Below are 22,069 nucleotides of genomic sequence, written 5' to 3' on the forward strand. Positions count from 1 at the left end.
TCTCTGTTCGACCTGCCGGACATTGTTCGAAACCTCTTGACGCCCCACCACACGCCGATTGACACTCTCGCAACACGACGTCACAAGGCCGAAACAGCGGGGCGCCCAGGGCGAGGGTTCCCGCCGCCCCTCGGCCTGCTCCCCCTTGCCTCCTCACCCCTTCTTGCCTTCCTCCCCCCATTCCTCAGCCGTGCTCTCAGCAGGGATACTCGACATGACGTACATCGCACGTCTGCGCGGCCGCGCGAGACGCTGGGCGGGTCCGCTCGCCGGACTGACCGCCGCGTCACTGCTCCTGGGCCTCGCCGGGCCGACCGCACCGGCCGCCGCGGACAGCGCCGACATCACCGACGGTCTGGCCCTCTGGTACAAGCTCGACGCCGCCTCCGGCACCACGGTCGCCGACGCCTCGGGCAACGGCCGCGACGGCACGGTGAACGGCACCGCCGGCTGGACGGGCAACGGCCAGGGCCTCGCCTTCAACGGTTCGGACACGTACGTCAAGGTGCCGAACGACGTCATGAAGGGCATGGACTCGATCAGCGTCTCCCTGGACGTGCTGATGGACGAGTCGCAGACCACCCCGTATTTCCTCTACGGCTTCGGCAACACCAGCAACGGCACGGGCAACGGCTACCTCTTCGCCACCGGCAACTCGCTGCGCACCGCCATCGCGTCCGGCAACTGGTCGACCGAGCAGAACACCCGGCCCTCCGACTCGCACAACCTGACCCGCTCGGTGTGGAAGCAGCTCACCTACACCCAGACCGGCAACACGGCCGTGCTGTACGAGGACGGCGTGGAGGTCGGCCGCAACACCTCGGTCACCACCACCCCGGGTTCCATCGGCTCGGGCACCACGACCGCCAATTACCTGGGCAAATCGGTCTACACCAGCGACAAGCTCTTCAAGGGCAAGATCCGTGACTTCCGGGTCTACGACCGGGCCCTCGCCGGCTCCGAGGTCGAGCAGCTCTCGCTCCCCGTGGCCACGCGGGGTGTCACCGACGACAAGGCCGCCCTCACCCTGGGCGACACCAGCGGTGTCACGGCCGACCTGGACCTGCCGAAGACCGGTACGGCCGGCGGCTCGTCGATCAGCTGGAAGAGCGACAACACCGACGTGGTCTCGGACTCCGGCGCGGTGACCCGTCCCGCCGCCGGTGAGCCGGAGGGCCACGCCACGCTGACGGCGACCCTGAAGAAGGGCACCGTCACCGACACCAAGACCTTCGAGGTCACGGTCCTGCCCGCCTTCGACGACGCGACCGCCGTCAAGCAGGCCGCCGAGGCGCTGACCGTACGCAACCTCGACGACGTACGCGGCAACCTCACGCTCCCCACGGACGGCGCCCTCGGCACGAAGGTCTCCTGGTCCTCCGCGAACGCGGCCGTCGTGGCCGACGACGGTGTGGTCCACCGCCCGGCGCACGGCGACGGCGCCACGACCGTCGAGCTGACCGCGACCGTCACCAAGGGCGACGCGAAGACCACCCGCGCCTTCACTGCCAAGGTGCCCGAACTGCCCGCGAAGCAGGCCTACAAGGGCTATATGTTCAGCTACTTCACCGGCGAGGGCACCTCGGACGGCGAGCAGCTCTACGCGGCCCTCAGCAAGGGCGACGACCCGCTGAAGTGGCGGGAGTTGAACGACGGCAAGCCCGTCCTGACCTCCACGCTCGGCGAGAAGGGCCTGCGCGACCCGTTCATCATCCGCTCCCCCGAGGGCGACAAGTTCTACCAGATCGCCACCGACCTCAGGATCTACGGCAACGGCGACTGGGACGCCTCCCAGCGCACCGGCAGCAAGTCCATCATGGTCTGGGAGTCCACCGACCTGGTGAACTGGACGAACCAGCGCCTGGTCAAGGTCTCCCCCGACTCGGCGGGCAACACCTGGGCCCCCGAGGCCTACTACGACGAGAAGCTCGGCGAGTACGTCGTCTTCTGGGCGTCGAAGCTGTACGACAACGAGGCCCACTCCGGCGACACGTACAACCGCATGATGTACGCGACGACCCGCGACTTCTACACCTTCAGTGAGCCCAAGGTCTGGGTCGACCGCGGCTACTCGGTCATCGACTCCACGGTCATCCAGCACGACGGCACGTACTTCCGTCTGTCGAAGGACGAGCGGAACAACACCTCCTCCACGCCCAACAGCAAGTTCGTCTTCGAGGAGAAGAGCGACTCGCTGCGCGACCTCTCCTGGACCGCGGTCGCCGAGGGCATCGGCAAGGGCGAGATGAGCGCCGCCGAGGGTCCGTTGGTGTTCAAGTCGAACACCGAGGAGAAGTGGTACGCGTTCCTCGACGAGTTCGGCGGGCGCGGCTACATCCCCTTCGAGACGACGGACCTGGCCTCCGGCGTCTGGACCCCGTCCAGCGACTACGACCTGCCGTCCAAGCCCCGGCACGGCACCGTGCTCCCGGTCACCCAGGCCGAGTACGACCGGCTGCTGAAGACGTACCAGCCGGACCAGATCATCACGAGCGCCGAGGACGTCAAGGTCGAGACGCGCATCGGCGACGCCCCGGTCCTGCCGGCCACCGTCATCGCGGAGTTCGCCGACGGCGCCAAGCGGCCCGTCGCCGTCACCTGGGAGGACGTGGCCGAGTCGCAGTACGCGCAGGCCGGCACCTTCACGGTGAAGGGCGATCTGCCGGGCGACGCGGCGATCGAGGTCGGCGCGGAGGTCACGGTCTCCGCCGAGGGACCTGACGTCCCGGCCGATCTGCTTCTGCACTACGGCTTCGACGAGACCGGCGGCAACATCGCCCGGGACTCCAGCGGCCACGGCTACCACGGCACCTACGTCCGTATGCCCGACTTCGGGACCGGCGTCGACGGCGGCTCGTTCAAGATGTCCGGCGGCTCCAGCAGCTCGACGACCTCCCCGTACGTCAAGATCCCGAACGGTGTGCTGAAGAACGCCGACAGCGTCACCGTCTCCACGTACGCGAAGTGGAAGGGCGGCGACAACTGGCAGTGGCTGTTCGGCCTCGGACCGGACAGCGACAAGTACCTCTTCGCCAGCCCCTCGAACGGTTCCTCGTCCCTCTACTCGGCCATCACAGCGGCGAGTTGGGGCGCGGAGAAGAAGCTGTCGGGCGCGCGGCTCCCCGTCGGCGAGTGGAAGCACGTCACCGTCACCATCGACGGAGGGTCCGGCACGGCGGTCCTCTACGTGGACGGCGTCGAGGTGTCCCGCGCCACCGACGTCGTCGTCAAGCCGTCCGACCTGTACGACGCGGCCAAGGACCACAGCGGCTACATCGGCCGGTCCATGTACTCCCCCGACCCGTACTTCGGCGGTGAGGTCGACGACTTCCGGATCTACAACCGCGCCCTGACGGCCGCCGAGGTCATGGAGATCAGCGGCAACACCACGGGCATCGCCAAGGTGACCCACCCGGAGCTGAAGACCGACGCGATCATCGACGACGCCGGCAGCCGGATCACGCTGCCGATGAAGCCGGGCACGGATCTCACCGCGCTGGCACCGGAGTTCACCCTCGCCCACGGCGCGGCGATCAGCCCCGCCTCCGGGAGCGCGCAGGACTTCAGTGAGCCGGTGACGTACGAGGTCACGGGTTCGGACGGGAAGAAGCGCACCTGGACGGTGTCGGCGCGGGAGCTGAAGAGCCCGGTGCTCCCCGGCCTCAACGCCGACCCGAACATCGTCCGCTTCGGTGACACCTTCTACATCTACCCGACCACCGACGGCTTCGAGGGCTGGAGCGGTACGCAGTTCAAGGCCTACTCCTCGACCGACCTGGTCAACTGGAAGGACCACGGCGTCATCCTCGACCTGGGTCCGGACGTCTCCTGGGCGGACAGCAGGGCCTGGGCGCCGGCGATGGAGGAGCGGAACGGCAAGTACTACTTCTACTTCTGCGCCGACGCGAACATCGGTGTCGCGGTCTCCGACTCGCCCACCGGCCCGTTCAAGGACGCGCTCGGCAAGCCGCTGCTCAAGGCCGGCGACCACCGGGGCCAGATGATCGACCCGGCGGTCTTCACGGACGACGACGGCCAGTCGTACCTCTACTGGGGCAACGGCCGCGCCTACGTGGTGCCGCTGAACGACGACATGGTCTCCTTCGACGCCTCGAAGGTCACCGACATCACCCCGAGCGGCTACAACGAGGGCACCTTCGTCATCAAGCGCAAGGGCACCTACTACTTCATGTGGTCGGAGAACGACACACGTGACGAGAACTACCGGGTCGCCTACGCCACCGGCTCCTCGCCCACCGGTCCCTGGACCAAGCAGGGCGTGATCCTGGAGAAGGACCTCTCGCTCGGTATCAAGGGCCCCGGCCACCACTCGGTGGTCCATGTCCCGAACACCGACGACTGGTACATCGTCTACCACCGCTTCGCCATCCCCGGCGGTGACGGCACCCACCGCGAAACCACCATCGACAAGCTGGAGTTCGACGCCGACGGCCTGCTGAAGAAGGTCGTGCCCACCCTGGAGAGCATCGCCCCGGTCGGCATCGCCCGCGCCGGGCAGGACGCCGAGGGCAGGGAGGGCGACCGGATCGAGCTCGGCGGGACCGTCTCCGGGGCGGGCAGCCCGCAGTGGACCGTCGAGAACGGAGCGCCCTGCGCCTTCGCCGACGCCGCGTCCGCGAAGACCACGGTCACCTGCGCGGACAACGGCACCTACACGGTGACCCTGAGCGGTGGCCGGAGCAGCGACTCGGCCACCGTGAAGGTCACCAACGCGGCGCCGACGATCACGTCGGCCGCCGGCCCGAAGACCCCGGTGTCGGCCGGCAAGCCGGCCTTGGTCACGGCGGCCTTCGGTGACCCGGGCGCCGGTGACACCCACACCTGCGAGATCGACTGGAAGGACGGCGGCCGGCCCACCGCCGGCAAGGTCACCGCCACCGGCTGCCGTGCCGAGCACACGTACACCGAGGCGGGCATCCACCGCCCGGTCGTCACGGTCACCGATGACGACGGCGCCTCGGACAGCACCACGCTTGCCGAGCTGATCGTCTACGACCGGGCGGCGGGCGCCGCGACCGGCGACGGCGGCTTCACCTCGCCGGCCGGCAAGGCGACCTTCTCGTTCACCGCCAAGTACAACTGGTTCAGCACGACGCCCACCGGGAAAGCCGCGTTCGACTTCGACCAGGGCAAGCAGAAGTTCCGCTCCACCGCGTCCGACTGGTTGGTGGTGACCGGGTCCACCGCCGTCTACCAGGGGACCGGAACCGTCAACGGCCAGAGCGGCTACGCCTTCCGCATCACCGCCACCGACGGCCCCGACACCTTCAAGATCAAGATCTGGAAGAAGTCCACCGGCACGGTCCTCTACGAGAACACGAACGCCGCGGAGACGAAGGGGATCACCATCGGCCGTAGCTGACATCGAGCCCCTCACGACACGTCCCGCCGAGCCGCGCCCGGATCAACTCCGGGCGCGGCTCGGCGCGTTGGGCGGAAGTGAGTACCGAAGTGATGATCGGGTTTCGGCCTGAAACCCGATCTCGCGGCGGCCCATGAGCCCTCCCGGGGAATCCCGACGCGTCCAGAACGTTGAACCCCCTATGACCTCCGTGCTCTCCACCACCCGCTTCTCCGTCCTCGACCGCTCCCGCGTCAGGGAGGGCCACACCGCCCCCGAGGCGCTGCGGGACACCGTGCGGCTGGCACGGGAGGTGGAGGAGCTGGGGTTCCACCGGTTCTGGGTGTCGGAGCACCACGGTGTGCCGGGCGTGGCCGGTTCCGCGCCGACGGTGCTGGCGGCGGCCGTCGCGGCGGCCACGCGCACCATCCGGGTGGGCACCGGCGGCGTGATGCTGCCCAACCACCGCCCGCTGGTCGTGGCCGAGCAGTTCGGCGTGCTGGAGTCCCTGTTCCCGGGACGGATCGACATGGGGCTCGGCCGTTCCGTCGGCTTCACGGACGGCGTACGCAGGGCACTGGGCCGGGACAAGGACGCCGCCGACGCCGATGACTTCGCGGGTCAGCTCGACGACCTGCTCGGCTGGTTCCGCGGGACGTCCCCGACCGGTGTGCACGCGCGTCCCCCGGAGGGCCTGGCCGTACCGCCCTTCGTCCTCGCGATGGGCGAGGGCGCCGAGATCGCCGCGCGGGCGGGCCTGCCGATGGTGATCGGCGACCTCCGCGACCGCGACAGGATGCGGCGCGGCATCGACCGCTATCGCGCCGGGTTCCGCCCGTCCGCCTGGGCCGAGGAGCCGTACGTCGTCGTCTCCGGCACGATCGCCGTCGCCGACACCCCGGAGAACGCCCGCCGCGTCCTCCTCCCCGAGGCCTGGGCCATGGCGTACTCCCGCACCCACGGCACGTTCCCGCCGCTCACCCCGGCCAAGGAGGTCGAGCGGCGGACGATGACGGCGAAGGAGCGGGGCTTCTACGAGGCCGGCCTGACCGGACACGTGTACGGCACCGAGGAGCAGGTCGCGCACGAGCTGGAGTCGGTGGTCAAGGAGACGGGTGCCCAGGAGGTCCTGGTCACGACGAGCACGTACGACCGCGAGGCACTGTGGGACTCCTACCGGAGGCTGGCCGGGATCGCGGGCCTCAGCTGATCCCCAGGGCCGGCACCGATCTCCGTCGCGGGCCTCGGCTGGAACCCCGTCGTGGAACTCGGCCGTCCTCCCCGGCAGTCGCCGCGCTGTTCCGGCGTGTGCGCGACCATGGCCGCCACATCGATCACCGCCGTCTCCGCGGCCCCTGCCAGGGCCCGCCGGTCGACGTGACCGTCCGGGTCGATGACGGGCCGTACGTCCACCTCGGCGACGACTCCGCGTGCCGACACCACCCGCCACACCGACGCGAGCAGCGAGTCGTCCCCGACATAGGCGGGCGCGGTGCTCGCGCCGCCCTCGGTGAACCGGTAGCGGACGCGCACCGGCTGTACGGGCACGCCCGCGTCGAGCGCCGCCTGGAACACGGCCCGCCGGAAGCGTCCCTGCGCCCGGCCGCACCAGGTGCTCCCCTCGGGGAAGGCGACGACCGCCGCACCGCCGCGCAGGGCCTCGGCGATGGTCGCGACCGTCTCCGGCAGCGCGCGAATCCGGTCCCGCTCGATGAAGAGCACCCCGCTCCGCGCGACGAGAGCGCCGGCCACCGGCCAGCCGCGAATGTCCGACTTGGCGAGCATCCGCGCGGGACGCACCGCGCCGAGCAGCGGTATGTCCAGCCAGGACACGTGGTTGGCGACGAGGAGCAGTCCGCCGGCGGGCGGGGCGGGGCCGGTGATCCGTACCCGGACCCCCGAGGCCCGCACGGTCCACCGGCACCACCGCCGCACGACCCCGGTCGGAACCCGCAGGCCGAGGAGGGTCACCAGGACCCCGAGGAGGACCAGGGTCACGACCGCCGCGAATCGCGCGACGGCCCGGGGCACCGCCGCGACCGACGCCCTCGCCTCCACACACGCCTGCGGGCTGCAGGGCGCGCTGGGCAGCCACACGCTCATCGGGTCAGGCCGCCGGTACGAGGGAGAGGAAGTGGCGCAGGTAGCGGGCGTTGACCTTGCGCATCGACAGCAGCACGTACAGGTCGGCGACGCCGAAGTCCGGGTCGTGCGCGGGCTCGCCGCAGACCCAGGCGCCGAGCCGCAGATAGCCGCGCAGCAGCGGCGGCAGTTCCATGCGGGCCGCCGGGGCCTCGTCCTTCGGGGTCCAGGGCAGCAGCGGCCGTACCCGGTACTCCTCCGGCGCCAGGTGCTTGTCGCGGACCCGGTCCCAGGTGGCGGAGGCGAGCGTGCCGCCGTCGGCGAGCGGGATCGAGCAGCAGCCGGCCAGCCACTCGTGGCCGCGGTCGAGCATGTAGCGGGCGATGCCCGCCCAGATGAGGCCGATGACCGCGCCGTCCCGGTGGTCGGGGTGGACGCAGGAGCGGCCGACCTCGACGAGGCCGGGCCGGATGGCGTCGATGTTGGTGAGGTCGAACTCGCCCTCGGAGTACAGTCGTCCGGCGACGGCGGCCCGCTCGGGCGGCAGCAGCCGGTAGGTCCCGACGACCTGCCCGGTCAGCGTCTCCCGGACGAGCAGGTGGTCGCAGTACGCGTCGAACGGGTCGGCGTCGAGCCCCGGCTGCGGGCCCGCCAGCAGGGCGCCCATCTCCCCGGCGAACACATCGTGCCGCAGCCGCTGAGCGGCACGGACGTCCTCCTCGCTGCGGGCCAGGGTGACGGTGTAGCGGGTGGGGGCCATCGACTGGGGCGGGCTGTCGAGGGTGGAGGCGGTCATGGCATCTCCTGGTCACGGGCCGACTCGGCGGCGTCAGGGACGGACCTGGGGACGTGCGGTCCGCCGCCCTAGTTCTTCCGACGCCGACTGACACGCGCGTGACCGGTTGCGAGAGCCCGGATGTGCGGAGGTTGAACGGCTCGGACCAGGTGTCCGGGGCGTCCGACTCCGTCGACGGGCGGGTGTCGCGGCGGTGACCGGCGAACGGCGGTGACCGGCCCGTTACCGGGGGGCAACCTTCCGGCCCGGAAAACCGTCTCATTGACGAACTGATCGACGAACGGGGATGTACGAGTGGCGGAGCTGTCGGCGGAGGCACTGGACGGGGTGCCGGGGGACCGGCTGGAGTCGATCGATCCGAACGTCCTGCCCAGGGAAGTGCGTCGGATGCTGCGCCGGTTGTTCCGCAAAGGGCCGGAGTCGACCGAGGACGACTGTCGGCCACTCTTCGATCACCTGGGGACATCGGTGAACGGCGTCTCCTCGGTCGCCACGGCCGCCCTGCCGTTCGTCGTCGCGCTCGCCACCGATCCCCGGACGGGCGCACGTGGGACCCTCGTGGAACTGCTCGTGTTCCTGTCCCAGGCGCAGGAGCAGGCCCCGCCGGAGTCGGTCGACCCGGGCTGGCCCGAGGCCTGGCGACATGCCCACCAGGCGGTGCAGTCCCTGCTCGCCGACCCCGATCCGGCGGTACGCCGGGAGGCCATCGGGCTGGCGGACGGCCCCGGTCGGCTCCTGGAGCGGTGGCGGACCGAGCGGGACCTCTCGGTCCGGCTGCCGGTGCTGTTCGCGTTGGGCCGTCTCGCGACGGCCCCCGGCGCCGGGACCACGACGGTCACCGAGACCCGTGCCGTCCTGGACGCGTTGCTGAAGGACCCCGACCCCGTCCTGCGGGCCGCGGCCGTGGTGGCCTACGCGGAGCTGGACACCGAGGTGCCGGTCCGCGAGCTGGATCTGCTGCTGGAGGCGCTCACCGACCCCGGCGCGCGCCCGCGTTGGGGGACCGTCTGGTACGAGCGGGACTACGAGCACCCCTTCGACCGCGAGAGCGTCGCGTACTGGACGGCCGTCCTGTTCGACGAGACACCCGCCCAGCAGTTGGGGTTCCTGACCCGGCTGTCCTCGGCGGCGGAACCCGGCGCGGACGCCGATCTGCTGCGGGCCGTGCTGGACCGCTGCCTCCTGCTGCTGGTCTCCCGCCGGTCCGTGGAACCCGCGGTGCTGCCGCTGGCGGGCGGTGCGCTGGATCATCCGGACCCCTCGGTACGCGTCAGGGCGGCCCATCTCCTCGGCATGCTGGGCCCCCGGGCCACGGCGTACGCCGATCGACTGGCCGGTCTGCTCGACGACTCGGGCGAGGCGGAATTCCTGGAGGGCGCCGTCAGCGAACATGCCTGCTGGGCGCTGACCCGGATGGACGATCCACGGGCACTGCCCGGCCTGGTCGACCGGCTCTGCGCACCGTTCCGCGAGCAGTACAGCCGCGCCTACAGCGGTGGCGAACCCCGCCGCCCCGAGATCGTGGACGTCCTGGCCCCGCTCCGCGCCCACGCGGACGCCCTCCTGCCGTCGATACGCGAGGAACTCCGCCGCGACCTGACCGACCCCGACGCACACGGCGCCCTGACGTCCGACTTCCTGGCGACCCTCAAGGCCTGGGAGACGGACGCGCTGCCCGCCCTGCCGGAGATCACGGCCTTCGTGGCCGACCGCTTCAACTGGTACGGCGCCACCGAGGCCCTGGTGGCCATGGGCCCGGCCGCCGTCTCCGCCGCGCCCGCCCTGCGCGAGCGCATGGCCCTGGAGCCTCCGGGTAATCACCCGTTCCTGCTCTGGGCCCTCTGGCGCATCGGCGGCGCCGACCCGGCCGAGGCGCTGCGGGCCGTCGGCGAAAGCCTGTCGGCCGTAGGGGAGAAGCCCTTCATCGGCATGGCCGGCCGCCTCGCCGACTTCGGCGCCGAGGCCGCGCCGTACACCGACCGGGTGCGCTACGCCCTGACGGCCGGCGAGGGCTGGATCAGGACACAGGCGGCGATCGCCCTGTGGTCGATCACAGGCGACCCCGGGCCCGCCCTGCCGTCCCTGGAGGAGGAGATCCTGGCGTTCACAGCCGGCGGCGACTGGTACGGCACGTTCCAGGACGCACTACGCACGCTCATCCGCTTCCGCACGCTCACCCCCGCCACCGAGGCCGCCCTGCGCATCCTCCGAGACCAGGATCACCGCCTCTCGCCGTGCGCCGACTACCAGGCAGTCCTCCAGGACGAGGAATTCCGCGCCCTGCTGGACGAGGCGCTGACGATCCCGCCCAAGAAACCTTGGCGGGACCGGGATTGAGCACCACACCCGGCCCCGCCCGTCCGCACCTTTCGGCGAACGTTTCACTGAAGCGCCCCAAGGGGCGCGGGGCTGCATCGATATGCGGCTCCGCCGCGTGGGCGCGACCAGCCACAACCGAACCCGCGGCCCGAAAACGACAAGCCCCCTACGGCGCTACCGCTTCCCGGCCTGACGAGCGGCCCGCAGCCACTCCTTGTTCATCCCGGTGATGGACACCAACGGAATCCCCTTGGGACAAGCCGTGGCACACTCCCCCGCCAACGTGCACCCCCCGAACCCCTCTTCATCCATCTGAGCCACCATGTCCAGCACCCGCGTCTCCCGCTCGGGCGCCCCCTGCGGCAACACATTCAGATGGTTCACCTTGGCCGACGTGAACAACATCGCCGCCCCATTGGGACACGCGGCCACACAAGCCCCACACCCGATACATTCCGCGTGCTCAAAAGCGAAGTCGGCGTCCGGCTTCGGCACAGCCGTCGCGTGCGCCTCCGGCGCGGCCCCGGTCGGCGCCGTGATGTACCCCCCGGCCTGGATGATCCGATCGAACGCCGACCGGTCCACCACCAGGTCCTTGATCACCGGGAACGCCGACGCACGCCACGGCTCGACATCGATCGTGTCGCCGTCCGAGAAGGACCGCATGTGCAGTTGACACGTCGTCGTCCGCTCCGGCCCGTGCGCGTCCCCGTTGATGACCAGCGAACACGCCCCGCAGATTCCCTCGCGGCAGTCGTGGTCGAAGGCCACCGGGTCCTCACCGCGCAGGATCAGTTCCTCGTTGAGCGTGTCGAGCATCTCCAGGAAGGACATGTCGGGCGAGATGTCGTCCACCTCGTACGTGGACATGGCGCCGTCGGCGTCGGCGGCACGCTGCCGCCATACGCGCAGGGTGAGCCTCATGCGTAGCTCCGCTGGGTGGGATGGACGTACTCGAAGACGAGGTCTTCCTTGTGCAGCACGGGGGCCGTGCCCGTACCCGTGAACTCCCAGGCGGCGGCGTAGGAGAACTCCTCGTCCCGGCGCTCCGCCTCGCCGTCGGCCGTCTGGGACTCCTCACGGAAGTGACCGCCGCAGGACTCGCCGCGGTGCAGCGCGTCGAGGCACATCAGCTCGGCGAGTTCGAGGTAGTCGACGATCCGGTTGGCCTTCTCCAGGGACTGGTTGAACTCCTCGCCCGTCCCCGGCACCTTGATGCGTCGCCAGAACTCCTCGCGGATCTGCGGAATCCGCTCCAGAGCCTTCCGCAACCCGCCGTCGGTACGGGCCATGCCGCAGAACTCCCACATCAGCTCACCGAGTTCACGGTGGAAGGAGTCGGGCGTACGGTCGCCGTCGACGGCGAGCAGCAGGTTCAGCCGGTCCTCGGTCTCGGCCAACACCTCCTGGACCACGGGGTGTTCGCGGCCGATCCCGTCCTGCTTCGGATGCCGGGCGAGATAGTCGTTGATCGTCGCCGGGAGGACGAAGTACCCGTCGGCGAGGCCCTGCATCAGCGCCGACGCGCCGAGCCGGTTGGCCCCGTGGTCGGAGAAGTTGGCCTCACCGATCGCGAACAGGCCGGGGACGGTGGTCTGGAGGTCGTAGTCCACCCACAGCCCGCCCATGGTGTAGTGCACGGCCGGGTAGATCCGCATCGGCACCTCGTACGGATCCTCGTCGGTGATCCGCTGGTACATGTCGAAGAGGTTGCCGTACTTGGCCTCGACGGCCTTGCGCCCCATCCGCTCGATGGCGTCGGCGAAGTCGAGGTAGACACCTTGCCCACCGGGCCCCACTCCCCGGCCCTCGTCGCACACGTTCTTCGCGGCGCGGGAGGCGATGTCACGGGGCACGAGGTTGCCGAAGGACGGGTAGATCCGCTCCAGGTAGTAGTCGCGCTCGTCCTCGGGGATCTTGTTGGCCGGGCGGGTGTCGCCCGGGGCCTTCGGCACCCAGATCCGCCCGTCGTTGCGGAGCGACTCGCTCATCAGCGTCAGCTTGGACTGATGGTCGCCGGTGCGCGGAATGCACGTCGGATGGATCTGCGTGAAGCAGGGGTTCGCGAACAGCGCACCCCGCCGGTGCGCCCGCCACACGGCGGTCGCGTTGGAGTTCATGGCATTCGTCGACAGGTAGAAGACGTTCCCGTACCCACCGCTCGCCAGCACCACGGCGTCCGCGAAGTACGTGTCGATCTTCCCCGTGATCAGATCCCGCGCCACGATTCCGCGCGCCCGTCCGTCGATCACGATCAGGTCGAGCATCTCGGTCCGGGGACGCATCTCCACGTTCCCGGCGGCGATCTGCCTGCTGAGGGCCTGGTAGGCACCGAGCAGGAGCTGCTGCCCCGTCTGCCCACGGGCGTAGAAGGTCCGCGAGACCTGTACGCCGCCGAAGGACCGCGTGTCGAGGAGCCCCCCGTACTCCCGGGCGAACGGCACCCCCTGCGCCACGCACTGGTCGATGATCTCCACCGAGATCTGGGCGAGCCGATGCACATTCGACTCACGGGCCCGGAAGTCGCCGCCCTTGACGGTGTCGTAGAACAGCCGGTGCACGGAGTCACCGTCGTTCCGGTAGTTCTTCGCGGCGTTGATGCCGCCCTGCGCGGCGATGGAGTGGGCGCGGCGCGGGGAGTCCTGGTAGCAGAACTGGACGACGTGGTAGCCCTGTTCGGCGAGCGTGGCGCCCGCCGAGCCGCCGGCGAGGCCCGTGCCGACGACGATGACGGTGTGCTTGCGGCGGTTGGCGGGGTTGACCAGTTTGGCCTCGAAGCGGCGCTTGTCCCAGCGCTCGTCGATGGGGCCGGCGGGCGCCTTGGCGTCGGCGACGGGCTCGCCGGTCTCGTAGTCCACATACTCGGAGGACGTAGTCATGTTCAGCTCACCACTCCGGTCATGACGCCCACGGGTACGGCGACGAAGCCGACCGTGAGCAGCAGCGCGAGGACGTTGGCGATGGTCTTCAGGGCGCGGTCGCGGGTGCGGCTGCCGGCGCCGAGGGTCTGCGCGGCGCTCCAGAAGCCGTGCCGGATGTGCAGGCCGAGCGCGAGCATCGCGACGATGTAGAGGGTGTTGCCGTACCAGGTGGAGAAGGTGTCGATCACGTTCTGGTACGGGTGACCTGCCTCGAAGCCGTTCGGGTGGACGGTGCCGGTCGTCAGGTCGAGGATGTGCCAGACGATGAACAGGCCGAGGATGATGCCGCCCCACCGCATGGTGCGGGTCGCGTAGCTCGCCCGGCGCTTGGTGTGGACGTACTTGTTCGGCCGGGCCTTGATGTCGCGGCGGCTGAGCTGGTAGGCGGCCGTGGCGTGGGCGACGACCGCAGCGACGAGGACCACGCGGACGATCCACAGGGCCCATTCGTGGTGCAGGAAGGGCTCGCCGAGGGTGCGCAGCCAGTGCGCGTAGCCGTTGAACTCGTCCGAGCCGAAGAAGATCTTGAGGTTGCCCAGCATATGGACGACCAGGTAGGCGAGCATGATCAGACCGCTGACGGCCATGACCGTCTTCTTGCCGAGGGAGCTGTCCCACACCGTGCGCGCCATGGACGGTTTTCGTTCCGTCCGTTCCGTCCGCGTTGCCAGAGCCATGGAACAGACGCTAGAACCGCTTCACCCCATCGGTCCAAGACATGAAACAGCTCGATTCGATAGCCGGAAACTATCGTCCCGTATCGTGGAGGGATGCAGTTCCAGCAGCTCCAGTACTTCGTGGCGGTCGCCGAGACCAGGCATTTCACCCGGGCCGCCGAGCTGGTCCATGTGGCGCAGCCGTCGCTGTCCCAGCAGATCAAGGCGCTGGAACGGGAGTTGGGGGCGGACCTCTTCCAGCGGGCGCGCGGCAACATCACGCTGACCGACGCCGGTGAGGCGCTGCTGCCGCTGGCCCGCCGCATCCTCGCCGACACGGACACGGCCCGGCACGAGGTGCAGGAGCTGGTGCAGCTGCGCCGGGGCCGGGTCCGGCTCGGCGCGACCCCGAGCCTGTGCACCGGCCTGCTGCCCGACGTGTTGCGCGCCTTCCACGACCGCTATCCCGGCATCCGGCTACTGATCGAGGAGGGCGGCTCCCACGACCTCGTACGGCAGCTCGCGCGCGGCGCCCTCGACCTGGCCCTGGTCGTCCTCCCCCTTCCCACGCCCTCCCCGGCCCTGACCACGGTGGAGCTGCTGCGCGAGGACCTGGTGGTGGTGTCCTCCCCGGATGCGTCGAGGCCCGGCGACGGCCGCCGTACCGTCCGCATCCCCGACCTGGAGGGCGAGCGTCTGGTCATGTTCCGGCACGGCTACGACCTGCGCGAACTCACCGTCGCCGCGTGCCGCTCCGCCGGGTTCGAGCCGGACTTCGCGGTGGAGGGCGGCGAGATGGACGCGGTCCTGGGGTTCGTCCGGGCGGGGCTGGGCGTCGCCGTCGTCCCCCGCATGGTCGCCACCCGCGCGGGGCGGGGCCTGAGGGTCACCCCCTTGGCCCGCCCCGGGCTGCACCGCACCATCGCGCTGGCCCACCGCAGCGATGTGGCTCCGCCTCGGGCCGCGCGGGAGTTGCAGCGGATGTTGGTGGAGCGGTGAGCGTGCGCGGTTGTTCCGGCAGCGCCATTGAGCGTGGTCGCCGTTCGGGTCTGCGGGTTCGCTGTGGCTGGTCGCGCAGTTCCCCGCGCCCCTTAACGGCGCTGCAGGCCCCGTCGAGCGACAGCGGCTCCTATCCCGTCGCGTCCACCAGCGCCAGTTCGTGCAGGCGCTCCGGTGGGCCCGGGCGGGCGTAGTACCAGCCCTGGGCCGTGTCGCAGCCCAGTATCCGCAGTTGTTCGGCCTGGGCGCCGGTCTCGACGCCCTCGACGGTGACCGCGAGATCGAGGCTGTGGGCGAGGGAGACGATCCCCTCGACGATCTTCAGGTCGACGGGGTCGGCCGGGAACTGCTGCATGCTCTGGGTGAAGGAGCGGTCCAACTTCAGGACGCGGACCGGCAGTCGGCGCAGATTGGCGAGGTTGGAGTAGCCGGTGCCGAAGTCGTCGAGGGCGATGTCGACGCCCATCTCGGAGAGCCTGCGCAGGGGTTTGAGCAGGTCGTCGTCGGCGCCGATCAGGGCGGACTCGGTGACCTCCAGGCAGAGGGCGTCGGGTTCGAGGCCCGCGCGCTCCAGGATGTCGACGGTGTCCTGGACCAGGCCGGGGTGGGTCAGCTGGCACGGGGAGAGATTGACATTGACCCGCAGCGGGCCGGTCGCTCCCGTACCGCCGTGCCGTTCCTGCCATGCGCGGGCCTGGCGCACCGACTGCTCCAGGACCCAGCGGCCGAGCGGCACGATCAGGCCGGTGCGCTCGGCGAGCGGGATGAAACGGTCGGGACCGAGGACGCCGTGCTGCGGATGCAGCCAGCGGACCAGGGCCTCGGCGCCGCGTACCGTGCCGTCGCCGAGGTGGACCAGCGGCTGGTACTCGATGAAGAACTCGCCCCGGTCCAGGGCGGCGGGCAAGGCGGTGGTGAGTCCGTGCCGGGTGATCGCGCGGGCGTCGGCCTCGGCGTCGGCCATCTCGTAGCGGTTGCCGCCCGCCGACTTGGCCCGGTACATCGTGATGTCGGCGCTGCGCAGCACCTCCGCCGGGCCGCGCTCCCCCGCCGGGCCCTCGACGATGCCGATGCTGCCGCGGACCAGCAGCTCCCGGCCCTCGATGCGGACCGGCGTGACCAGCGCGTTCATGATGCGGTCGGCGAGTTCGTCGACCTCGCGTTCGGTGTCGGTGCCGGTGGTCAGGGCCACGAACTCGTCGCCGCCGAGCCGGGCGACCATCTCGCCGGGCGCGGTCGCGCAGGACTGCAGCCGGTCGGCGACCTCGACGAGCAGCCGGTCGCCGGCCGCGTGGCCGAGGCTGTCGTTGATGGTCTTGAAGCCGTCGAGGTCGAGATAGCACAGGCCGAAGCGCTGGCCGTCGCCCGCCGCGAGGGCCTTCTCCAGACGCTCGAAGAACAGGGTGCGGTTGGGCAGCCCGGTGAGCGCGTCATGGGTGGCCTCGTAGCGGAGGCGGAGGTTGAGCAGACGGCGCTCGGTGGTGTCCTCCATGAGGGCCAGCTGGTACTGGGGCCGGCCGTCCGCGTCACGCAGCAGGGACACCGTCAGGTTGGTCCACAGGACCGTTCCGTCAGGTCGGTAGAACGCCTTTTCGGCGTGGTAGTGCTCGCGTTCACCGCGGACCAGTTCGTCGTACAGGCGCCAGACCTGGGGCGCGTCGTCGGGGTGGGTCCACTCGGTGACACTGCGCCCGCGCATCGCCTGCTCGGTGACACCGAACATACGCAGCAGCGCGCCGTTGACCTGGAGGATGTTGCCTTCGAGGTCGGCGATGCCGATGCCTATGGCGGCGCCCTCGAACACCGCGCGGAAACGGGCCTCGGTCGCGTGCAGCGCCCGGGCCACCGCGCCCTGGGCCTCCAGCGCCGCGCGGGCGATCGCCTCCTGCTCGGCCAGCGTCCGCTGCCGCAGCGCCTCGGCGTATCCGGCGGCCATCGCGGACTGCAGCCGCGCGGCGCGGGCCCGCAGATCGTCCTGGGGTCCGTCACCGCCGCAGTAGAGCACCAGGTAGGCGTCGACACAGTCCAGGGTCCGGCTGAGCGCCTCGGGTTCGGTGCAGTGCGCCTCGACCAGGGCGGCGCCGATGGCCCTGCCCGCCTCGGCGTCGTACGTCCTGGCCCGCAGCGCCTCGCTGAGCACGCGGGCCAGCGGCAGAAGTCGTTCCTCGAACTCGGGCCGGGTCAGCGACGTGGAGGTGGCGGGGTAGACCGCGCGGCTCCAGATCGTCGCGAACCGGCGAAGTCTGTCCTCCGGCCCGTCCGGCTCCGCCCTCACGCTTTGGTCCCCACTCCGGCGAACCCCGAGAAGGCGTACGGATCCTCGTCCTCCGGAGCCGTGTCGGGCCGCCACTTCGCCATCGGCACCAGTCCGGGTTCCACCATGTCGTACCCCTCGAAGAACCGCGCGATCTCGTCGCGAGAGCGCATGATCAGCGGATTGCGAATGTCCTTGTACACGTCCACCGCGCCCTCGGCCCGCTCCTGGGGGAGCGGGATCCCTTCGAAGGAGGCGTGCGAGACGACGAGTACGCTGCCGGGCGCGAGCGCGTCGCGCAGCTCGGCCACCGCTCCGTACGGGTCGTCCGTGTCCTCCACGAAGTGCAGTATGGCAACCAGGAGCAGCGCCACCGGGCGGTTCAGGTCGATGAGTCGCTCAACACGGGGGCTCGTGAGGATGTCCCGGGGCTTGCGGAGGTCGGCCGCGACCACGTCCGTGTCGTCGTCCCCCTCCAAAACCGCCTGGCTGTGTGCTACGGCGACGGGGTCGTGGTCGACATAGACGACCCGTGCGCCGGGGCTGGCGCCCTGGGCGACCTCGTGCACATTTCCGAAGGTGGGGATCCCGGATCCGACGTCCAGGAACTGGGTGATGCCCGAGCCGGCCGCGTACCGCACGGCGCGGCGCATGAACGCCCGGTTCGCCTGCATGATCTTGGGCAGGCCCGGCATGAACTCCATGGCCCTGCGGGCCGCTTCCCGGTCGACCTCGAAGTTGTGCGAACCGCCCAGGTAGTAGTCGTACATCCGGGCCACGGACGGCATCGAGATGTCGATGCTCCGAGGAGCCCAGGCGGGACGCTCCATCTGTGTTCTCCAACGCGTCGGGGGTGGCGTAGGCGATCCGGTGTTCGAGCTGAGGCTACTGATCGTCCGCCGAAGGAGCGAGTAAAAACGGAAAATGACCGTCCGTTCAAGCTCACTGCCGATGGCACATGCCCAACCGGCGCCCCGACCATGCCGGTTCGGCTACCCGACAGTTCCCCGATCCCCAACACCGCGCCCACGCCCGCCTGTTCGGCCGTGCCCGGGCATGCCAAGCGGTCCGCCCCCTCCGCGGTGCTGCGGAGGGGGCGGACCCGGATCGGCCGCGCCGGTGTGGTGCGTCCGGCGTTCTTCTCTGTGGAAGGTGATCCTTACTTCTTCGCGCCGATCGGCTCTCCGTCGCCGTTGATGGCGAACCAGGTACCGCCCACACCCTGGCCGTTGGTGTCACCCGGGGCCTTGTCGCTGGCGAAGGTGTAGAGCGGGATGCAGTTGATCGTCTGCTGCTTGATGCCGTCGGGACGGTCGAAGACCGTGTAGCCCTTCAGCAGGATGCCCTCGGTGTCGTTCTTGTCGACAGGGGCGACGACCGGCCACTTGTCGAGGCAGGCGCCGGTGCACGCCGTCGACATCGGCCACTGCGTGTCCTTCATGAACCGGTAGACCGTCATGCCGTTCTTGTCGACGACGATCTCGCCGAGCTTGGCGTCCTTGCGGGTGGTCAGGCCGGCCTGCTCGACCGCCTCGCCACCGGCGTCGCCCGCGCCACCGGTGCCGGCTCCGCCGCCCTTGGTGGAGGCCTTCTTGCCGTTGGGGTCCGAGGCGAACCAAGTGCCCTTGAGGCCCTGGCCCTTGATGTCACCGGCCTTGGTGTCCTTGGCGAAGTAGTACATGGGCCAGCCGCCGACCGTCAGCTGCTTGGTGCCGTCGGGGCGGCTGACCTCGCCGAGCAGTGCCTTGTCGACACCCTGGGCGGCGGTGGCGCCCGAGGCGGGCACCGGCGGCCAGGTGGTGGCGCACTCGCCCTCGCAGGTCGTCTTCGGCGGCTCGAACGAGTCCTTGTCGAAGCGGTACAGGGTGCGTCCGGCGCTGTCCGTGAGGACCTTGCCGTACTCGTCGCTGTTCCACACGGTCAGCTGACCCGCGGAGGCCGCGGTGGTCGACTGGGCCTGGTCCGACGTACCGGAGCCCGCCGTACCCGCACCGGCCGTGCCCGCGCCCGCCGTACCCGCACCGGCGATGGTGCCGGCGCCGAGCGTCGGGGTGGAAGCGGCGCCCACGTTCTGCGAGGACGTGGACCCCTGTTCCTGACCGCATGCAGTCGTCAGCACCAGCACAGCCGCAGCGGTGGCTACGAGTGAGGCGCTCCGCCAGGAGGTCTTCATTCCAACTCCCCGTGATTCCGGTGGGTGTTGCAGCGCCCTACTGCGCCGCTCGCTGGCCCTAGGTACGGGCGGGAGTGGCTGAAGTGTTCAACGCGGCACGAATTTCTTTCCGAAGTCTGTGACGCGGTTCGTGGCACGGCCTGCGGAGGAATCGAAAGGGGGTCAGCGTCCGACGCCCACACTCAAACCTTCGGGGCCGTTTTTCGCTCCTTCGGAGCAATCCCTCCAGTGCTCCGGCTTACGCGGGCGCGTGAGCACGGATGATCTCCGACGTGCAAGGACCCCAGCGGACCCGATCCGCTCTCGCCCTGCGGCTGTCGGCCCTGCTCGCACTCACCTGGCTTCTCACCGGAGCGCCGAGCGGCACGGCGGTCGCCGACGCCTGTGCGTACGCCTCTCTCGGCCCGGACAGCGGCGGCGCGGTCGCCGTGGCGATCGGGGGCACCGACTCCTGCGAGCCGGTTCCGGAGACCACACCCACGCCCACGCCGTCCCCCACCCCCGATCCGCCGCCGGAGCCGACGTGCCCGCCGGAGCCGACGCCCACCCCGACTCCCCCGCCGGAGCCACCGCCGTCCACGCCCGCCCCCACACCCGACCCCGCCCCGGACCCCCCACCGACACCGACGCCCACGCCGCCGCCGAGGCCCGCGCCACCACCGCCGCCTCCGCCGCCCGTCACCGAGGCGCCCCGGCCCGTCCCCGCCCCGAAGCCGAAGCCCACGCCGAGCGCGAGTCCCGAGGCCTCGCCGACCCCGGTGAGTTATCCGCCGTACCGGACGCCGGCCCGCTCGCAGGCCAAGCGCTCCGGTCCGTCCCTCGTCTCGCTCGCCCTGCTCGTCACCGTGCCCGCGGTGTTCGCCGCCGCCGCCCTGCGTCCGCGCTGACCCCTGGAGGAACCTCTTGTCGGAATGGCTTGTTCTCACCCTCGCGATGGGGGCGGCCTGCGTCGTCGTCCTCATCGTGGCCGTAGTACGGCATCACGCCGCACCCGCGGACGAGGACCCGTCCGAGACCCCGGACGTCATCGAGTACATCACCATGATGATCGGCGTGGTGTACGCCATCGTCCTGGGCCTCGCCATCGCCGGTGTCTGGGAGGCCCGCAGCGCCGCGCAGGACCAGGTCCAGGCGGAGGCGCAGGCCCTGCACGAGATCAGCGAGCGGGTGCGGGTGTACCCCGAGGACGTGCGCGACCGCATCCGCGGCGACATCGACGCGTATGTCGGCCATGTGGTGACCACCGAGTGGAAGGTCATGGCCGAGAAGGGCGAGGTGACCGAGCGCGGCACCGAGCTGTTCGCGACCGTCCGTCACGACGTCACCGACTACGAACCGCGCAGCGACTTCGAGGCGCAGTCCTACCAGCCGCTGCTCGACCAGGTGGCGGCGGCCGACGCGGCGCGCGGCAGCCGCGCGGACTCCACCGGCGAGACGATGCCCGGTGTGGTCTGGTTCGGCCTCATCATCGGCGCCGTCGTGACGGTCGGCATGGTGTTCGCCCTACAGATCCGGCGTACGGCGCGCGAGCTGATCCTCGCCGGTCTGTTCTCCGCCCTCATCGCCTTCCTGCTGTTCCTCGTCTGGGACTTCGACGCGCCCTACAGCCGGGGACTCTCGGCCACGGCGGACCCGTTCCTGACCCTGTTCCCGAACGTGCGCGGGTGACGGCCGCTCAAGCCCGTCGATACGGCCGGGGGACGGACGCCACGCCGCGTCCGTCCCCCGGCCGTACGCGTGCCGGGCCCCCTGTGCGGAGCAACGGCCGCGGCTCCGCCTGACCGCCGTTCCTCTCGCTCAGATCTTGTTCTCGGAGCGGCGGCGCATCCAGAACACGCCACCGCCGACGACCGCCGCGGTCACCAGTCCGCCGCCGATCGCGATGTCGGTCGGCGTGGCCCCGGTGGAACTGCTGCCGCCGAGACCGCCGCGGACGCCGCCGATGACGGTGAAGACACCGTTGAACGTCTTGCGCTTGCCCTCGCAGTGGGTGGTGACGCTGTACGAGCCGGGGCTGGCGTTGGAGTTGACCCGGACCGTGGCCGTGGCGGTGGTGCCGCCCATGGAAGTGAGGTTGGTGGTGGGGAAGGCGTTCGAGCTGATCGTGCTCCCGGTCATCGTGCAGGCGTCACCGCCGCTGACGGTGAGGACGAGCTGCCCACCACGGGCGACGGAGCTGGGGGCGGCCGTGACCGAGCTCGGTTGGTCCCAGGCGGCGGCCGTCGGCGCGGCGAGGCCGACCAGGGCGACCGCGGCGGCCGAGGCCGCCAGGGCACGAGTAGTACGCATGTGATCCTCCGCGGAAGACGCCCCGGGACCCGTCCCCGGTCGATCGGCGAGAAAGCGCCTCCCAGAAAGACCCTCGGTTGCCGTGCGCGGACCCGCATGTCGGCGCTGGTCCGTCCTGGTGAGCGGACACACCGGGATATCTCCATACGATCGGATATCGCCGCAGGTCACGGACCGTCAGAAAATTCTGGTCGACGGCAACTCGGATGGCGCAGGAC

15 protein-coding genes are annotated in these 22,069 nt (G+C 70.4%); 6 read left to right on the forward strand and 9 right to left on the reverse strand.

Annotated features, from left to right (window positions below):
* Positions 1-214 precede the first annotated feature (214 nt).
* Together JIX56_RS03640 and JIX56_RS03645 are read left to right on the forward strand one after the other, a co-directional pair.
* On the forward strand, positions 215-5,383 hold the full coding sequence (locus JIX56_RS03640; RefSeq protein ID WP_257537306.1) for a family 43 glycosylhydrolase: 5,169 nt from the start codon (positions 215-217) through the stop codon (positions 5,381-5,383).
* 181 nt (positions 5,384-5,564) lie between these two features.
* Positions 5,565-6,572, forward strand: coding sequence for an MsnO8 family LLM class oxidoreductase (locus JIX56_RS03645; protein ID WP_257537307.1), 1,008 nt, complete (start codon positions 5,565-5,567; stop codon positions 6,570-6,572).
* Here the strand turns inward: JIX56_RS03645 and JIX56_RS03650 are convergent.
* Positions 6,536-7,465: a lysophospholipid acyltransferase family protein gene (locus tag JIX56_RS03650; protein WP_257537308.1), complete on the reverse strand. Its 930-nt coding sequence runs from the start codon at positions 7,463-7,465 to the stop codon at positions 6,536-6,538. The two genes, JIX56_RS03645 and JIX56_RS03650, sit on opposite strands and share 37 nt — an antisense overlap.
* A gap of 4 nt (positions 7,466-7,469) precedes the next feature.
* Positions 7,470-8,240: a GNAT family N-acetyltransferase gene (locus tag JIX56_RS03655; protein WP_257537309.1), complete on the reverse strand. Its 771-nt coding sequence runs from the start codon at positions 8,238-8,240 to the stop codon at positions 7,470-7,472.
* 294 nt (positions 8,241-8,534) lie between these two features.
* On the opposite strand from JIX56_RS03655, the gene JIX56_RS03660 reads away from it, so the two are divergent.
* Positions 8,535-10,577, forward strand: coding sequence for a HEAT repeat domain-containing protein (locus JIX56_RS03660; RefSeq protein ID WP_257537310.1), 2,043 nt, complete (start codon positions 8,535-8,537; stop codon positions 10,575-10,577).
* Positions 10,578-10,733: 156 nt separating this feature from the next.
* Here JIX56_RS03660 and JIX56_RS03665 read toward each other — a convergent pair whose 3' ends face one another.
* The 3 genes from JIX56_RS03665 to JIX56_RS03675 are packed head-to-tail and all read right to left on the reverse strand — an operon-like array spanning position 10,734 to position 14,112.
* Positions 10,734-11,483 carry a succinate dehydrogenase/fumarate reductase iron-sulfur subunit gene (locus JIX56_RS03665; protein ID WP_257537311.1) on the reverse strand — a complete coding sequence of 250 codons (750 nt, stop codon included), beginning with the start codon at positions 11,481-11,483 and terminating at the stop codon, positions 10,734-10,736.
* On the reverse strand, positions 11,480-13,438 hold the full coding sequence (locus JIX56_RS03670; protein WP_257537312.1) for a fumarate reductase/succinate dehydrogenase flavoprotein subunit: 1,959 nt from the start codon (positions 13,436-13,438) through the stop codon (positions 11,480-11,482). Before JIX56_RS03670 ends, JIX56_RS03665 begins: the two co-directional genes overlap by 4 nt.
* 2 nt (positions 13,439-13,440) lie before the next feature.
* Positions 13,441-14,112: a succinate dehydrogenase gene (locus tag JIX56_RS03675; RefSeq protein ID WP_257550711.1), complete on the reverse strand. Its 672-nt coding sequence runs from the start codon at positions 14,110-14,112 to the stop codon at positions 13,441-13,443.
* 138 nt (positions 14,113-14,250) lie between these two features.
* On the opposite strand from JIX56_RS03675, the gene JIX56_RS03680 reads away from it, so the two are divergent.
* Positions 14,251-15,135, forward strand: a complete 885-nt coding sequence (locus JIX56_RS03680) for a LysR family transcriptional regulator (protein ID WP_257537313.1) — start codon at positions 14,251-14,253, stop codon at positions 15,133-15,135.
* A 130-nt stretch (positions 15,136-15,265) separates the two neighbouring features.
* Here the strand turns inward: JIX56_RS03680 and JIX56_RS03685 are convergent, their stop codons facing one another.
* The 3 genes from JIX56_RS03685 to JIX56_RS03695 all read right to left on the reverse strand — a co-directional run bounded on the left by JIX56_RS03685 (position 15,266) and on the right by JIX56_RS03695 (position 19,562).
* A complete protein-coding gene (locus tag JIX56_RS03685) occupies positions 15,266-17,410 on the reverse strand; it encodes a putative bifunctional diguanylate cyclase/phosphodiesterase (RefSeq protein WP_257537314.1) in 2,145 nt (714 codons plus the stop codon).
* Positions 17,407-18,219: an SAM-dependent methyltransferase gene (locus JIX56_RS03690; RefSeq protein WP_257537315.1), complete on the reverse strand. Its 813-nt coding sequence runs from the start codon at positions 18,217-18,219 to the stop codon at positions 17,407-17,409. The genes JIX56_RS03685 and JIX56_RS03690 overlap by 4 nt, the downstream gene beginning before the upstream one ends.
* Positions 18,220-18,548: 329 nt before the next feature.
* A complete protein-coding gene (locus JIX56_RS03695) occupies positions 18,549-19,562 on the reverse strand; it encodes an SCO0930 family lipoprotein (protein ID WP_257537316.1) in 1,014 nt (337 codons plus the stop codon).
* 272 nt (positions 19,563-19,834) lie between these two features.
* On the opposite strand from JIX56_RS03695, the gene JIX56_RS03700 reads away from it, so the two are divergent.
* Both JIX56_RS03700 and JIX56_RS03705 read left to right on the forward strand, forming a co-directional pair.
* Positions 19,835-20,449 (forward strand): hypothetical protein, encoded by a 615-nt coding sequence (locus JIX56_RS03700; protein ID WP_257537317.1) that lies wholly within the window; start codon positions 19,835-19,837, stop codon positions 20,447-20,449.
* Positions 20,450-20,465: 16 nt separating this feature from the next.
* On the forward strand, positions 20,466-21,230 hold the full coding sequence (locus tag JIX56_RS03705) for a bestrophin-like domain (RefSeq protein WP_257537318.1): 765 nt from the start codon (positions 20,466-20,468) through the stop codon (positions 21,228-21,230).
* A gap of 129 nt (positions 21,231-21,359) precedes the next feature.
* On the opposite strand, the gene JIX56_RS03710 is transcribed toward JIX56_RS03705, so the two are convergent.
* Positions 21,360-21,851 (reverse strand): hypothetical protein, encoded by a 492-nt coding sequence (locus tag JIX56_RS03710; protein WP_257537319.1) that lies wholly within the window; start codon positions 21,849-21,851, stop codon positions 21,360-21,362.
* Between the last annotated feature and the right edge of the window lie 218 nt (positions 21,852-22,069).

Origin of the sequence: Streptomyces sp. CA-210063 (assembly GCF_024612015.1) — a bacterium.
Classification (GTDB): domain Bacteria; phylum Actinomycetota; class Actinomycetes; order Streptomycetales; family Streptomycetaceae; genus Streptomyces.